General features: G+C 62.5%; 12 protein-coding genes. 7 read left to right on the top strand and 5 right to left on the bottom strand.

Going from position 1 to position 13,704, the window contains the following annotated elements:
* Window positions 1–76: 76 nt before the first annotated feature.
* The 5 genes from GA0061103_RS33335 (at window position 77) to GA0061103_RS33315 (ending at window position 6,326) form a co-directional block, all read left to right on the top strand.
* Window positions 77–3,250 (top strand): efflux RND transporter permease subunit, encoded by a 3,174-nt coding sequence (locus GA0061103_RS33335; protein WP_092720047.1) that lies wholly within the window; start codon window positions 77–79, stop codon window positions 3,248–3,250.
* Between the two features lie 81 nt (window positions 3,251–3,331).
* Window positions 3,332–4,189 (top strand): alpha/beta fold hydrolase, encoded by an 858-nt coding sequence (locus GA0061103_RS33330; protein WP_092720044.1) that lies wholly within the window; start codon window positions 3,332–3,334, stop codon window positions 4,187–4,189.
* Between the two features lie 45 nt (window positions 4,190–4,234).
* Window positions 4,235–4,495 (top strand): hypothetical protein, encoded by a 261-nt coding sequence (locus GA0061103_RS33325; RefSeq protein WP_141694509.1) that lies wholly within the window; start codon window positions 4,235–4,237, stop codon window positions 4,493–4,495.
* A gap of 184 nt (window positions 4,496–4,679) precedes the next feature.
* Window positions 4,680–5,651, top strand: coding sequence for an oxidoreductase (locus GA0061103_RS33320; protein WP_092720040.1), 972 nt, complete (start codon window positions 4,680–4,682; stop codon window positions 5,649–5,651).
* A gap of 78 nt (window positions 5,652–5,729) precedes the next feature.
* Entirely contained in the window at window positions 5,730–6,326 is a 597-nt protein-coding gene (locus GA0061103_RS33315) for a TetR/AcrR family transcriptional regulator (protein ID WP_092720037.1), read from the top strand.
* Between the two features lie 11 nt (window positions 6,327–6,337).
* Here the strand turns inward: GA0061103_RS33315 and GA0061103_RS33310 are convergent, their stop codons facing one another.
* The 5 genes from GA0061103_RS33310 to GA0061103_RS33290 all read right to left on the bottom strand — a co-directional run bounded on the left by GA0061103_RS33310 (window position 6,338) and on the right by GA0061103_RS33290 (window position 10,614).
* Window positions 6,338–7,087, bottom strand: a complete 750-nt coding sequence (locus GA0061103_RS33310; protein ID WP_245304951.1) for an ABC transporter permease — start codon at window positions 7,085–7,087, stop codon at window positions 6,338–6,340.
* Window positions 7,084–8,022 (bottom strand): ABC transporter ATP-binding protein, encoded by a 939-nt coding sequence (locus GA0061103_RS33305; RefSeq protein ID WP_092720033.1) that lies wholly within the window; start codon window positions 8,020–8,022, stop codon window positions 7,084–7,086. The genes GA0061103_RS33310 and GA0061103_RS33305 overlap by 4 nt, the downstream gene beginning before the upstream one ends.
* The gene (locus GA0061103_RS33300) at window positions 8,019–9,059 is read right to left on the bottom strand and encodes an ABC transporter permease (protein ID WP_092720031.1); all 1,041 of its coding nucleotides are present in this window, start codon (window positions 9,057–9,059) and stop codon (window positions 8,019–8,021) included. The genes GA0061103_RS33305 and GA0061103_RS33300 overlap by 4 nt, the downstream gene beginning before the upstream one ends.
* Window positions 9,060–9,202: 143 nt before the next feature.
* On the bottom strand, window positions 9,203–10,114 hold the full coding sequence (osmF, locus tag GA0061103_RS33295) for a glycine betaine ABC transporter substrate-binding protein OsmF (RefSeq protein WP_092720029.1): 912 nt from the start codon (window positions 10,112–10,114) through the stop codon (window positions 9,203–9,205).
* 254 nt (window positions 10,115–10,368) lie between these two features.
* On the bottom strand, window positions 10,369–10,614 hold the full coding sequence (locus GA0061103_RS33290) for a DUF1272 domain-containing protein (protein WP_080760721.1): 246 nt from the start codon (window positions 10,612–10,614) through the stop codon (window positions 10,369–10,371).
* 172 nt (window positions 10,615–10,786) lie between these two features.
* On the opposite strand from GA0061103_RS33290, the gene GA0061103_RS33285 reads away from it, so the two are divergent.
* Window positions 10,787–12,115, top strand: a complete 1,329-nt coding sequence (locus GA0061103_RS33285; protein ID WP_092720026.1) for an LLM class flavin-dependent oxidoreductase — start codon at window positions 10,787–10,789, stop codon at window positions 12,113–12,115.
* The gene (locus tag GA0061103_RS33280) at window positions 12,112–13,620 is read left to right on the top strand and encodes an MFS transporter (RefSeq protein WP_092720023.1); all 1,509 of its coding nucleotides are present in this window, start codon (window positions 12,112–12,114) and stop codon (window positions 13,618–13,620) included. Before GA0061103_RS33285 ends, GA0061103_RS33280 begins: the two co-directional genes overlap by 4 nt.
* Window positions 13,621–13,704: the final 84 nt, after the last annotated feature.

Here is a 13,704-nt window from a genome sequence, read left to right as displayed (position 1 = left end):
TTGAACTTCACGCGGTGTCGCCCGTGGTTGAACTCGCTCAAGCCGCGTCTATTCAAAACCTAGGCTGAGTCGAACCATGAAGCTCGCGCATTTCTTCATCGATCATCCCCGCTTCGCAACGGTGATCAACATTTTCTTCGTGCTGATCGGTCTGGCGATGCTGACATCGCTTCCGGTCGCTCAATATCCCAACATCGTTCCGCCGACGGTCCAGATCACGACGGCATATCCCGGCGCCTCCGGCGAGACCGTCGCACGCACCGTCGCCACGCCCCTTGAGCAGGCGGTCAACGGCGTCGAGAGCATGGACTACATCACCAGTCAATCGACAGGGAATGGTCTCCTGACCATAACCGTGATCTTCAAGGTCGGTACCGATCCGAATACCGCCTTGATGCTGACCCGAAACCGGGTCCAGGACACGCTGTCGCGCCTTCCCCAGGAAGTGCAGTTGCAGGGTGTTCAGGTGAAAAAGACCATCCCGGCGCTTTTGCTCGGCGTGCATCCTTATTCGCCCGACGGCTCGCGCAGTGCCGAATACATCTCGAACTACTTCATCCTTCACGTCAAAGACGAGATCTCGCGTCTGCCGGGCGTGGCAGACCTCTGGAACCTCGGAGAACGCCAGTATGCCATGCGGATATGGGTCGATCCCGACAAGGCCGCTGCGTCGAACATCACCGCCAATGAGATCTTGAGCGCACTTCGCGCCCAGAACGCCCAGGTTTCGGCTGGAACCCTGAACGCACCGCCCGTGCCCAGCCCGGGAGCCTATCAGATCAGCGTCGAGGCGCTCGGCCGTCTGACGACGCCCGAACAGTTCGGTGATGTCATCGTCAAGTCCGACGCACAGGGCCGCGTGACACGGATCCGTGACATCGCGCGCGTCGAGCTCGGCGCTGCCGATTATGGCTCGAAAGCCTATGCCGACCGCTACGACTCGTCGCCGTTCTGGGTAATCGCGCAGCCTGGCGCCAACGTTGTCCAGGTCGAGAAGGCCGTCTGGGACAAGATGGAAGAGCTGAAGAAGAGCTTCCCGCCTGGCCTCGACTACATCAACATTTATGACCCGACGACGTTCGTCAGCCAGTCGATCGATGAGGTCGTGCATACGATCTTCGAAGCAATCGTCCTCGTTGTGGTCGTGGTGTTTGTCTTCCTGCAAAACTGGCGCGCGACGATCATCCCCGTCCTGGCTATCCCGATTTCGCTCGTCGGTACTTTCACGATCCTCGCGATGTTCGGAGTTTCGATCAACAATCTGTCGCTGTTCGGCCTCGTCCTTGCGGTCGGCATCGTGGTCGACGATGCGATCGTCGTGGTCGAGAACGTCGAGCGCAACATGCAAGCTGGCATGTCCCCACGCGAAGCGGCGCACCAGACCATGACCGACGTCTCGACGGCGCTGATTGCGATCGCCCTGACGCTCTGCGCGGTCTTCGTTCCGGCAGCCTTCATTTCGGGAATTGGCGGCCTTTTCTTCAAGCAGTTCGCAATCACGATCTCGGCCTCGACCGTGATCTCCTGCTTCGTCTCGCTGACGCTGAGCCCCGCCTTGTGCGCCGTCCTTCTCAAGCCGCATCCGACTGGCGAGCACGCCAAGCCGCGTGGTCTCGGACGGATCTTGCATGCCGTGTTCGGCCGCTTCAACCACGGCTTCGAGTGGTTGTCATCCTCTTACGGGAAGATGACGGCGCGATTTGTCCGCGTCACCGCGATCATCGGCCTCGTCTATGTCGCTCTGATTGGCTTCACCGGCTTTCAGATGTCGCGGATGCCGACGGGCTTCATTCCCGAGCAGGATATCGGGTATCTGGTAACCGTTATTCAGCTTCCCCCAGGATCGAGCCTTGCTCGTACGGATGAAGTTGTTCGGCAGGTGAACGATATCGCTCTCGGCATCAAGGGCATCGAGCATACGTCGCCAGTGACCGGTTTCGACGTCACCACCAACACTGTCGCACCCAACGCCGGCACGATCTTCGTCGCGTTGCCTTCGCTCTACGGAAAGAACATTCCTGGCGTGAATGCTGCCGCCATGCTCAAGATTTTGCGCGAGAAGCTCGCGGTTGTGAAGGATGCCTACGTCATTGCGGTCATGCCGCCGCCCGTACAAGGCCTCGGCTCGGCTGGCGGCTTCAAGCTGATGCTCGAAGATCGCGGTGGACTTGGAGCACAAGCGCTTGCCAAGGCGGCTAACGATCTCGTCGCGGCGGCCAACAAGGACCCGGCTTTCGGTGGCGTCTTTACCCTCTATAATGCGGGCTCGCCGTCCTTGTTTGCCGACATCGACCGATTGAAGGCCGAGAAAGTTGGCCTCACGCCGACCGACGTGTTCTCGACGCTGCAGCTCTACATCGGTTCGCAGTACGTGAACGACTTCAACTACCTCGGCCGCACCTTCCAGGTAATCGCGCAGGCCGATGGGCAATTCCGCGGCACGCCGGACGACGTCGCGCGCCTGAAGGCCCGCAATGCCGCCGGTGAAATGGTGCCGATCGGTTCGGTCGCCACTTTCCGCAACGAGACCTCGCCTTACCGCGTTCCGCGCCACAACCTCTACCCGGCGGGAGAGATCATGGGCGCGGCTGGAGCGGGCATTTCCTCCGGCACGGCAATGACACGAATGGAGGAACTGGCAAAGCAAGTGCTTCCTGAGGGTGTCGGGTTCGAATGGACCGAGCTCTCCCATCAGGAGAAGCAGCAGGGCACGCCGACGATCCTCGTCTTCGCAGCAGCCGCCTTGTTCGTCTTCCTCGTGCTTGCCGCGCAGTACGAAAGCTGGAAAACGCCGCTGTCGATCGTGCTCATCCTGCCGATGTGCCTTCTCACGGCAGCCGCCGGCCTGCAGCTGCGTGGCATGCCGATCGACATCCTTGCGCAGATCGGGTTTGTCGTCCTCGTCGGTCTCGCAGCGAAGAACGCGATCCTGATCGTCGAGTTTGCTCGGCAGGAAGAGCACCGGGGCGAGACGCCCGAACAGGCAGCAGTCGGCGCGGCAAAGACACGCCTTCGGCCGATCCTGATGACGTCCTTCGCCTTCATCCTGGGTGTTCTGCCGCTTGCGACCGCGACTGGCGCTGGTGCTGAGATGCGCCAATCGCTCGGAACCGCTGTCTTCTTCGGGATGCTCGGGGTGACGATCTTCGGCCTTCTCTTCACGCCGGCATTTTATGTGCTGGTGCAGCGCTTCGGAACAAAGAAGGCGGCAACAGTGAACGATGAGGCCCCGGTCTCGCACACCGCATAACGTCGGTCGGAGTGAAGATTGGCGTACTGCCAGTCTCCGCTCCGGCGCTGTTTTTCCCGAGCCGGATGAAGGGGCGAGGTCATGGTTGCCGAGCTGGAAGTCACGAATACCTTACAGGTCAAGGGAAAGTGGATTGCCTTCTCGCAGGTGGGCAAGGGTTATCCTGTCGCGCTTCTCCATGGGATACCGACCTCGCGGCTTCTGTGGCGCCACGTCGTGCCCCTCCTTGCAGCGCGTGGATGTGAGGTCACTGCAATCGACCTCCTCGGTTATGGACAATCGGATCAGCCTGACGACACCGATCTCGGCATCGCCGCGCAAGCAAGTCTGATCGGAGAACTGCTCGAGACCACCGGCTGGAACCGCGGCGCGCTTGTCGGCCACGATATCGGCGGCGGGATCGCGCAGCTCGTCGCCGTCGACCGCCCTCCTCTGGTGGATCGTCTGGTGCTCGTCGACACGATCGCCTACGACTCCTTTCCCGTCGGACCACTCGCGCGGCTTAAAGACCCCGTCTGGGATACCATTCTCGCAGCGCCAGATTTCGATCTGAAAAAAGGCCTTCGGAAAAGCTTCGAAGCCGGAATGGTCCATGCCGATCGCGTCACGCCGGAATTGATCGCGATGTACGAGACGCCGTTCGCCGGCGTTGAAGGGCGGCACGCCTACCTGAGGGCGGCGCGCGCGCTGCGCACCGATGAGCTCGCCACCCGAATGGCAGAGGTTGAAGCACTGAAGCTTCCAGCGCTTGTCCTTTGGGGCGAGCAGGACGGCTTTCAGCCGATCGCGTACGGAGAAAGGCTGGCCGCCGCGCTCGAAAACGGACGGCTCCTGCGGATCATGAACGCGGGACATTTCTCGCCGGAAGACCAGCCGGAGGTGCTGGCGGAGCGCATCTTGGAATTTTCCGTGGACGCGCAGGAGCAGGAGTGGCGGTGATGTCCAGCACTAGACACGGGCTGCTGCTGCTCCGGTTGAGGAGGGATGATGCAGGACCCTTCGATTGAAGCAGAATCCGCCGAGCCCCAGAGCGAGATCCCGCAGCGACCGAATTACAACACGTTGCGCGCAGACGTCGAGGCCTGGAAGGCCGATTGGATAGAGTACGTCCGGGGCGAATATGGCGATGAGGCTGCGAAGGAGGCCGCGAAATACCTCGATGAAAGGCCGTGGCTCTGCCTGAAATGGTTTGTCGACGATCACACACCGAAGGAACAGCGCGAATCTTCGGTCCCGTTTCTCTGATCGGAAGCCGTCCTACTTCCGCCCTACAGACGGGCGGGAGCACCTGGCAGAACTCATTTGAGTTCCCGCCACCATAGCCACGGCAGCGCGAGCATCGACGACAGATAGGCCGCGAAATTTAATCGTCCCTCCAAGCAGCGGCTTGCGGGGCATACAGCGAAATATTCGAAGTGGAGACCCCCGCATGAACACACCCCAATCTCCCATCGCGTCTGGCTTTAATGCATCGACGACAGCCGAAGACGTCATTCAAGGCATCGACTTGACCGGAAAGGTCGCGATCGTGACCGGTGGTTACTCCGGCATCGGGCTCGTGACGGCCCGCACGCTCGCGCTCGCCGGGGCGCGGGTCATCGTGCCTGCGCGCGATCAGGCAAAGGCTCGTGAGGCGCTACGGCCTTTCCCAAACCTGATGCAAGAGTCGCTCGACCTGGCAGATCCCGCCTCGGTGGACGCCTTTGCCGATCGCTTTCTGCAAACGGGCCAGCCCCTCCATATCCTCATCAACAACGCGGGCGTCATGGCGCCGCCACTCGTTCGGAACGCGCACGGTGAAGAGTCCCAGTTCGCCATCAATCATCTCGGTCATTTCCAGCTGGCTGCACGGCTGTGGCACGCCTTGCGCGATGCGGACGGCGCGCGCGTCGTGGCGCTTTCTTCGCGGGGGCATATGCGCGGCGGCGTCGATTTCGACGACTGGAACTTCGAGCGGCGCGAATATGACCGGTGGCTCGCTTACGGCCAGTCGAAGACCGCCAATGCGCTCTTTGCCCTCAAATTGGATGAGGTCGGCAAGCCGCACGGTGTCCGCGCGTTTTCGGTTCACCCGGGCGCAGTTCTGACCGATCTTCTGCGACATATGTCCGTCGCGGAGCTTCGCGCTGCGGGCGCCATCGACGACGATGGTGAGCCGATCCGTCCTCCGGCGAACAATCTTAAAACGCCGGAACAGGGTGCAGCAACGAGCGTGTGGTGCGCCACAAGCCACCAGCTCGACGGCATGGGCGGGGTTTACTGCGAGGATTGCAATATCGCCGAACCGCTGCCGGCAGATTCCAAGGAGCCGCGCGGCGTCAGACCTTGGGCGATGGATCCCGCCCTAGCAACACGCCTTTGGAAGCTCAGCGAAGACCTGACCGGACACACATTTCGATAGCGCTCTGCCAAGGGCCTCGGCGTGGACGATCGATGCCGTCGGCGCCGAACCGGGCTGCACCAACCTGAAGGAATATCGATGGGCACTGCTGGCCGCCCAAGGGAATTCGCCAAGGATATAGCTTTGGAACAGGCGCTCGTCTTGTTTTGGGCAAAAGGCTATCGGTCCACGTCTATTCAGGCTTTATCAAGCGCCATGGATATCGATCCGAAGAGCCTCTACGCCGCGTTCGGTAGTAAGGAGGAGCTCTATCTGTCGGCTTTGGATCGTTATGCGGCAACCTACGACGCCCGGATCTGGGGCCACATGCCTCCCGGTCAAACGCCTCGGGAGCGTGTTTGCGCAGTTCTGGAAAGAGCGGCCAGATATTTAATCAGAACAGACGTCACACCCGGTGGGTGTCTGATTACTCTCGCTGCCTTGGCGGAGGAGACGACAGATCGTATATCGCAAATCGCACGTGGTCATCGTGCGTATCGCTTGGGTCTGCTTCGAACATGGCTGCGGGCGGCGAAGGAACAAGGAGAATTACGACCGTCAGCCGATATTGTCGACCTGAGCCTGTTATTCTTCGCCGGATTTAACGGCATCACGGTGCAGGCGAGAGACGGTGCTAACGCCGATGAGCTGACCGCGATCGCGAACCTATTGATAGCCGCGTGGCCTGGCCGCTGACGGCATGGGGCTCAAGCCGGCTGGCGATGAAGGACGTTCTCAACGACGATGTGTCCGACCGCGGCGATTGAGCGGTCCACGACGATGGCGAGAAGGCCGACAAGGATCGCGCCCTGCAGGACATAGGCGGTATTGTAGGCGCTCAGCCCTTCGATGATCGGGTTGCCGAGCGTCGCGGCGCCGACGGTTGAGCCGACCGTGGCGGTACCGACATTGATAATCGCCGCCGTGCGGATCCCGGCGATGATGATCGGCCCCGCCAGCGGAATCTCAACCTTGAACAAACGCTGCCGCGGTGACAGGCCCATCCCGTCAGCGGCCTCGATGATGCCCGCATCAACACCTTCCAGCCCCGCGACCGTGTTGACGATAATCGGCAGCAATGCATAGGCAAAAAGGGCAACGACCGTCGGCGCGCTTCCATATCCGAGCAGCGGTACGGTGACGGCAAGCACTGCTACCGGGGGGAACGATTGGCCGATGGCGGCCACCGCCATGACCAGCGGCTTCACCCTTCGGCTCGCCGGTCGGCTCACGGCGATAGCAAGTCCGATTCCGATGAGTGCGGCGAGTGCGGTCGCCACGAGGACCACGACGATATGTGAGACGGTGAGCTCAAGAAAGGCGACTCGGCGGTAGACCGGCCGCTCCAGCTCCGGAAACAGCGCGTGGAACAGCCATTGGCTGTTCGGTAGGAATACGAGCGCGCCGGCGAGCAGGCCCGCCGGAAGCAGCAGACGGCGAAGTGTGAGATCCATCATCGCGCAAGCACCGCAGACAGATCCTCGAACGTCAGCCTCCCGACCGGCTTACCGTCGGAGGCCAGCACCGAAAGCGGCAGGCGGCCATGGACGAGCATTCGCGAGAGCGCGACCGACAGGCTTTCGTCCTTTCCGATTGTCACGGCGTCGGTGGCTGTCTCCACGGCGCGCATGGCGTCGGCGACCGTCAGCCGCGCCAGCAGGCGCAACAATGCCTCCTCGCCGCCGACAAATCCGCGGATCAGATCGGATGCGGGATCGGTGACGATGGCATGCGGCGGTCCGTCCTGCACGATCCGTCCGCCGTCCATGACGACCACGCGATCTGCCAGCTTGAGGGCCTCGTCCATGTCATGCGTGACGAAGACGATGGTCTTGCCGGTGCTTGCGTGGATCGCGCGCAATTCATCTTGCAGCGATCGTCGCGTCACCGGATCCAGAGCGCCAAAGGGCTCATCCATCAAGAGCACTGGCGGATCGGCAGCAAGCGCGCGGGCGACGCCCACCCGCTGCTGCTGTCCACCCGACAGCTGGTGTGGGAACCGCCGGTCGGCGTCGATGCCATCGAGGCCGACGAGACGGACGAGCTCGGCGACGCGGGCGCTGACCTTTGCTTCAGGCCAGCGCAGCAGCCTTGGAACGGTCGCGATGTTGTCTGCGACGCTCCAATGGGGGAAGAGCCCGCCCGATTGGATGACGTAACCGATCCTGCGGCGCAGCTCGGCCGGATCAACGGCGCGAACGTCCTGGCCTTCGACGAGGATTCGCCCCTCGTCTGCGGTAACGAGCGCGTTGATCATGCGCAGCGTTGTCGACTTGCCGCATCCCGAGGGGCCGATCAGCACGCAGACCGACCCTTGCGCCACCTGAAGGCTCAGGTCGTTGACCACGCGCCGGCCGTCATAGAGTTTACTGATATGGTCGAGCTCGATCACGAAAGCGCCCCCTTGGACGTAAACAGGGCGAAGACGGCGTCGACGGCGAGCGCGAAGGTGACGGTGGGCAGGACGCCGAGCATCACCAGGTCGATCGCGTTCTGACCGAGCCCCTGAAAGACGAAGGTGCCGAGACCGCCGGCGCCAATCAGAGCCGCGACGACGGCAAGGCCAACGGTCTGAACGGATACGATCCGCAAACCGGAGAGGATGACCGGTAGCGCCAGCGGAAGTGTCACCATGACCAGGATTTGCCGATCGCGCATGCCGTTCCCGCGCGCCGCGTCGATGACCGCCGGTGAGACCGCCTCGAGTCCCGCAATGGTGTTTCGCACGAGCGGCAGCAGCCCGTAGAGCACGAGCGCGATGACCGCGGGGGTGGCGCCAATCCCTGCAATTCCGATTGCGCCTGCCCAGGGGAGTGCCTGGCCCAGCGATGTCAGAGGGCCGATCAGCAATCCGAACAGCGCAACCGACGGCACGGTTTGAACAATGCCGAGGGCTGAGAGAAGCCGTTCACCAAATCGGCGACGGCGAAAGCCCAAGATTCCAAGCGGCAGGCCGAGAAGCGGGACGATCGCGACTGCAGTCACGACCAGGACAGCATGCCGTGTTAGCTCGGCGCGGAACGTGTCGGCATGCGCCCGATATTCGCGCATTACCGAGACATTATCGAAGGCTCCGCCAGCGATGAGGCCGACGGCGATCGCGACGCCGGCAAGGACCACCATTGTGCGGGCGGTTGGGCGGAATGCGGCTTGCTGGGCGAGATCGACCAGGCAGAGCACCGGCGCGCTCGCAAGCAGCCAGAAGCCCAGGCCGAGTGACGTGCGGGCGCCCGGGGACTTGCCCGCTGCCAAGCTCGCCGCTCCGCTCCCAGCAGCCCACAGGATTTCGGCGAAGGCGATGAGGAGCAGGATCGCGATCACCGTGGCCACAGGCCGGGATTGCGCGAGCAGGCTGCAGGAGAGCAACGCCACGCCCGTTGCAATAAGCAGCGTCAAGACGCCGGGGCTCGCGACATCCGCGAGCCGCATCGCGCTGCCGGGTAAGATCCGGTTCGGTGCGTGGACGAGAAAGCCGAAGGTGCTCGCACACGCAACTGCTGCTGCGACGATTGTGAACAGAACGCCGTTTCGGATGCTGACGTGTCGGTCCTTTGATGCTTTTGCGAGGCTGGCTATTGGAGGAAGCCCTTTTCGGTAAGGTAGCCCTTTGCGACCGATCGCGCATCCTCGCCGTCAACCGCGATCCGCGCGTTGAGCTGCTGTAGCGTTTCGAGCGTGAGCGACTTGAAAACAGGGGCGAGCAGGCCGGCGATCTCGGGGTGGGCGTCGAGCACCTCCTTACGGATCAGCGGTGCGGGCTCGAAGACAAGCTGCACGTTCTTGGTGTCACGCATGACGACGAGCCCGAGCGCGGCAAGCTGCCCATCGGTGCCATACGCCATGGCGGCATTGACGCCGGACGCGCCCGAGGCGGCCGCCTGTTCGGTCGCAGCGGTATCACCGCCTGACAGAACCAGCACCTGATCGCTATTTATCTTGAATCCGTAAGCCTTCTCGAACGCGGGCAACGCCCCGGCGCTTTCGGTGAATTCCGACGAAGCTGCGATCTTCATTTTTCCGCCGCCGGCGATCCACCGACCGAAATCGTCAAGCGTTGCGAGATTCTGTTCCTTGGCGACATCGGCCCGTACCGCGATCGCCCAGGTGTTGTTGGCGGGCGCCGGCTGGAGCCACACGAGCTTGTTCGTCGCATCGAGATCCCGTGCACGCGAGTAGGCAGCGTCGGCGGACTTCCAGACCGGATCGCTGTCCTGGTTGAAAAAGAACGCCGCGTTGCCGGTATATTCGGGGTAGATATCGATCGCGCCGGTCAGCAGTGCCGAACGCACGAGCTTGCTCGATCCAAGCGGGATGCGGCTCTCGGTGGGCAAGCCGCCCTTCTCCAACATCAACAGAATGACGTAGCCGAGCAACGAGCCCTCAGTGTCGGTCTTCGATCCGATCCGGATCGGCTCGGCCGCCATCGATGGCACCGCCATCGAGAGCGCGAGCGCAAGGATCATCAGTCGCGCGATTGCCTTCATTGCCTCTACCCTTCCCCTTTTGCCGGTTGGACGACCGCGCGCGATCGACCGAACCGTTTCGGGCGCGACGCGTCAGCTTATCTATCGATAGATATATGACTAAGATATGAAACCCGTTTCGTCAAACCACCGCGGTGCAGATTCCCGGCTTGCGGTTATCTTTTCGGCAGGCCGAAGAGACCTCGGCACCAACACGCCTGTTCCGCCCGGCCGCCGTGTCGAGCGGAACGTCTTCGCGGATCTCGGCGACGAGGTCAGGCCGCCACACAGCCACCGGGTTTGAACGTCCTCTCCGTGGCCGCCGGGTATTTCTCCAACATCTTCGCCGGACGCACCGGCCGTTCAACGAGATTCCCGCCGCAATTCGGGCATATGCCGTTCAGCTTGTTGTCCGCACAATCGCGGCAGAACGTGCACTCGAACGTGCAAATCAATGCCTCGCCGTTTTCCAGCGAGAGGTCACGATCGCAACATTCGCATCCAGGTTTCATCGCAAGCATCGTCTAACTCCCTCTGGTTCGAGCAGTGTCATTGAGGCGCGCCTATCTTCCGATAGATATTGACAGACGATACCGCCGAGCTTTAACAAAATGCAAGGGCTATCTATCGAGAGGTAGACAAAGAGTTCGAAGAAGGCGGCCGGCCGGCCGCTTGGAAAGGATCGGCGGCCGCATGAAACGCATGATTTTGAGTGCCTTCTTTTTCAATCCTCAGGGCGATCACCGAATTTCCTGGCGGCATCCCCGCGCCCCTTCGCGCGAGGTCTACGATCTTCCCTATTTTCAATCCCTGGCGGCGGCCAGCGAGGCAGCCAAGCTCGACGCGATTTTCGTCGCCGATCACGTCGGCATGTGGGACACCTTCGAAAGCAACATCGCGCACTACGCCAATCCGCGCCTCGAACCGATCACGCTGCTCTCGGCGCTTGCGGCGGTGACCTCGCAGGTCGGGCTTCTCGCCACGGCATCGGCTTCCTATACCGAGCCGTACAATCTTGCCCGCATGTTCGCGTCGCTCGACCACCTCAGTCATGGGCGCGCCGGCTGGAACGTCGTTACGTCGTCGATGCCCGAAGAGGCCATGAATTTTGGCCACGACGGCAACATCGACCATGCCAACCGCTACGAGCGCGCCGGCGAATATCTCGATGTCGTCAAGGCCCTGTGGGACAGCATCGACGATGACGCGATCCTTCTCGATCGCGACTCGGGCCTGTTCGCCGACGTGACGCGAATTCGCCGGATCAATCACGTGGGTAAATATCTGAAGGTTCGCGGTCCGCTGAATGTTCCGCGCCCGCCCCAAGGCCACCCCGTGATCGTCCAGGCCGGATCCTCGGACGACGGCAAGACCTTGGCCGCACGCCACGCCGATATACATTTCGCCGTCATACGGTCGATCGAGGAGGGCCTGAAATACCGCGCCGACTTCGACGTCCGGCTGGCGGCAGCAGGTCGCGCTTCCGGCGATCTCAAGATCCTGCCGGGGATCCACCCGGTCGTCGCCGCATCGCGCAGCGAAGCCCGCGAGAAGGAAGAGTTCCTTCAGACGCTCGTTCCCGAGCGGATCGGGGTCGATCTCGTCTCGAGTTGGTGCGGGGTCGATGTATCAGCGTTTCCGATCGATGGCCCCCTGCCCTCACTCCCCGATCTTGAGAGCTATGACGGTCAACGCTCCAATCTCGAAAGGATGAAGGCCTTTGCCGAGCAAGGCTTGAGCATCCGCGAGGTCGCTCATCGCCTTATCAATGCTGGAGCGGTTCCATCGGTGATCGGCACGCCGGCCGATGTCGCAGACCAGCTCGAGGAATGGTTCACCGCGGGCGCCGCAGACGGTTTCAATCTGATGTTCCCGCTGCTTCCAGAAGATCTTACGCAATTTTGCACCGAGGTGGTTCCCGAGCTGCAGCGGCGCGGTCTCGCGCAGACCGATTATAACGGAGCGACGTTGCGAGACCGCCTCGGGCTGAAAAGGCCGGCAAATCGTTTCGGCCGCACATGACCGGCGGGCGCGCCGTGGTCGGCCCCGCCATCGCCATTTCCGAGCAGAACCAATTCCGCGCGCCTGAGAGCCGGTGGCTCGTTCTCGTCGCCGCGATCCTGGCATCGACGATGGGCTTTATCGATATGACCGTCGTGTCGCTCGCGACGCCGGCGATCCGTGTCGACCTTGGCGCATCGCTCGTCGATGCGCAGTGGATCTCGAACAGCTACATGCTTCTCCTCTCTTCGCTGGTGCTGCTTGGCGGTGCGGCCGGCGACATCTTCGGCACACGCAACGCATTCGCCTTCGGCATTGCGGTTTTCGTGGTCGCCTCGATCGCCTGCGCGCTGTCTCCCGACGCACCCTGGCTCATCCTGACGCGCGGTGCGCAGGGCTTCGGCGCCGCCTTCATGGTCCCGGGCAGCCTGGCTGTTATCGCCAAGGCTTACCCGGCGGAGCAACGCGGCGCGGCGATCGGCCTTTGGGCCTCGGTCTCGTCGCTGACCACGGCTGCCGGACCGCTTCTCGGTGGCCTTGTTCTATCGCTCGATACGAGCTGGGCGTGGCGATCGATCTTCGCGTTGAATCTCCCGATCGGCGCGCTGGCACTGATCATCCTGCTCAAGCGCGTGCCTGACGATGTGCGGCGCGATCGAGGGCGGCTCGACCTGGTCGGCGCGGTTCTAGCGACGGCTTCACTCGGTTTGCTCGCCTGGGGACTGACCGCGATCGGGTCTTCCGGTGGCGCGGGGCGCCTCGCATCGATCGCGCTTGTCGGCGCGGCGGTGATATTTGGCCTCTTCCTTCTGTGGGAACGACGGGCAAAAGCGCCCCTGGTAAAGCTCGGGCTGTTCGCCTCGCGCGCGTTCGCCGGGGCGAACGTCTACACGTTGCTCGTCTTCGTCGCTCTCAACGCGCTGCTCTTCTTCCTGCCGATGACCGTCATCTCCGCATGGGGCATACCGGAATGGCAGGCGAGCCTCTTGTTTCTCCCATTGGCGCTCGCGATTGGTGCCCTATCCAGCGTGGCGGGGCGCCTCGCGGACCGGATCGGTGCGCGTTGGCCGATGACAGCCGGCGCCGCCATCGTCGGTATCGCCTTCGTCGGCATAGCCGCCACGCTACCCTTCGGCCAATTCTGGGCTCTTACCCTCCCCCTCCTGACGGTGATGGGGCTTGGGATGGCGGCGCTCGTCTCGCCGCTTTCCACGGCGGTGATGGCGGCCGCGCCGGACGAAGATTCCGGACAGGCCTCCGGCATCAACAACGCAGTTGCACGCGCCGGCGGCCTCATTGCAATCGCCGCGTTCGGCGCTGTCGTATCCGCCGTCTACGTCCATTCGTTTGCTGACGCCGGCTCGAACGGCGAGTTTGGCGTACGTCCGGCCCCGCCGCTCGACGCGATCGCCGAAACCGCTCGTGTCGCTGCCACGACGAGTGCCTTCCAATGGGTCGCCTGCATCTGCGCGGCGCTTTGCTTCTTAGCCGCGGTGGTCGCATGGTTCACCCAACCGAGACGATGAGGTCGGTTTGCCCAATCGCGTTCTGTATCAGCGCAAGTGTTTCTCAAGTGCAGTTCAGCTTGAGTGGTCAGGTCGTGTCTATCG

Origin of the sequence: Martinezella multihospitum (assembly GCF_900094585.1) — a bacterium.
In the GTDB taxonomy this organism is placed as follows: Bacteria; Pseudomonadota; Alphaproteobacteria; order Rhizobiales; family Rhizobiaceae; genus Rhizobium; species Rhizobium multihospitium.
This window is presented reverse-complemented; position numbering and strand designations above follow the sequence as displayed.

Coding starts and splice junctions, on each gene's coding strand:
- GA0061103_RS33335 (WP_092720047.1), top strand. CDS start 77: ATGAAGCTCGCGCATTTCTTCATCGATCATCCCCGCTTCGCAACGGTG.
- GA0061103_RS33330 (WP_092720044.1), top strand. CDS start 3,332: ATGGTTGCCGAGCTGGAAGTCACGAATACCTTACAGGTCAAGGGAAAG.
- GA0061103_RS33325 (WP_141694509.1), top strand. CDS start 4,235: ATGATGCAGGACCCTTCGATTGAAGCAGAATCCGCCGAGCCCCAGAGC.
- GA0061103_RS33320 (WP_092720040.1), top strand. CDS start 4,680: ATGAACACACCCCAATCTCCCATCGCGTCTGGCTTTAATGCATCGACG.
- GA0061103_RS33315 (WP_092720037.1), top strand. CDS start 5,730: ATGGGCACTGCTGGCCGCCCAAGGGAATTCGCCAAGGATATAGCTTTG.
- GA0061103_RS33310 (WP_245304951.1), bottom strand. CDS start 7,087: ATGATGGATCTCACACTTCGCCGTCTGCTGCTTCCGGCGGGCCTGCTC.
- GA0061103_RS33300 (WP_092720031.1), bottom strand. CDS start 9,059: ATGCGGCTCGCGGATGTCGCGAGCCCCGGCGTCTTGACGCTGCTTATT.
- osmF (WP_092720029.1), bottom strand. CDS start 10,114: ATGAAGGCAATCGCGCGACTGATGATCCTTGCGCTCGCGCTCTCGATG.
- GA0061103_RS33290 (WP_080760721.1), bottom strand. CDS start 10,614: ATGCTTGCGATGAAACCTGGATGCGAATGTTGCGATCGTGACCTCTCG.
- GA0061103_RS33285 (WP_092720026.1), top strand. CDS start 10,787: ATGAAACGCATGATTTTGAGTGCCTTCTTTTTCAATCCTCAGGGCGAT.
- GA0061103_RS33280 (WP_092720023.1), top strand. CDS start 12,112: ATGACCGGCGGGCGCGCCGTGGTCGGCCCCGCCATCGCCATTTCCGAG.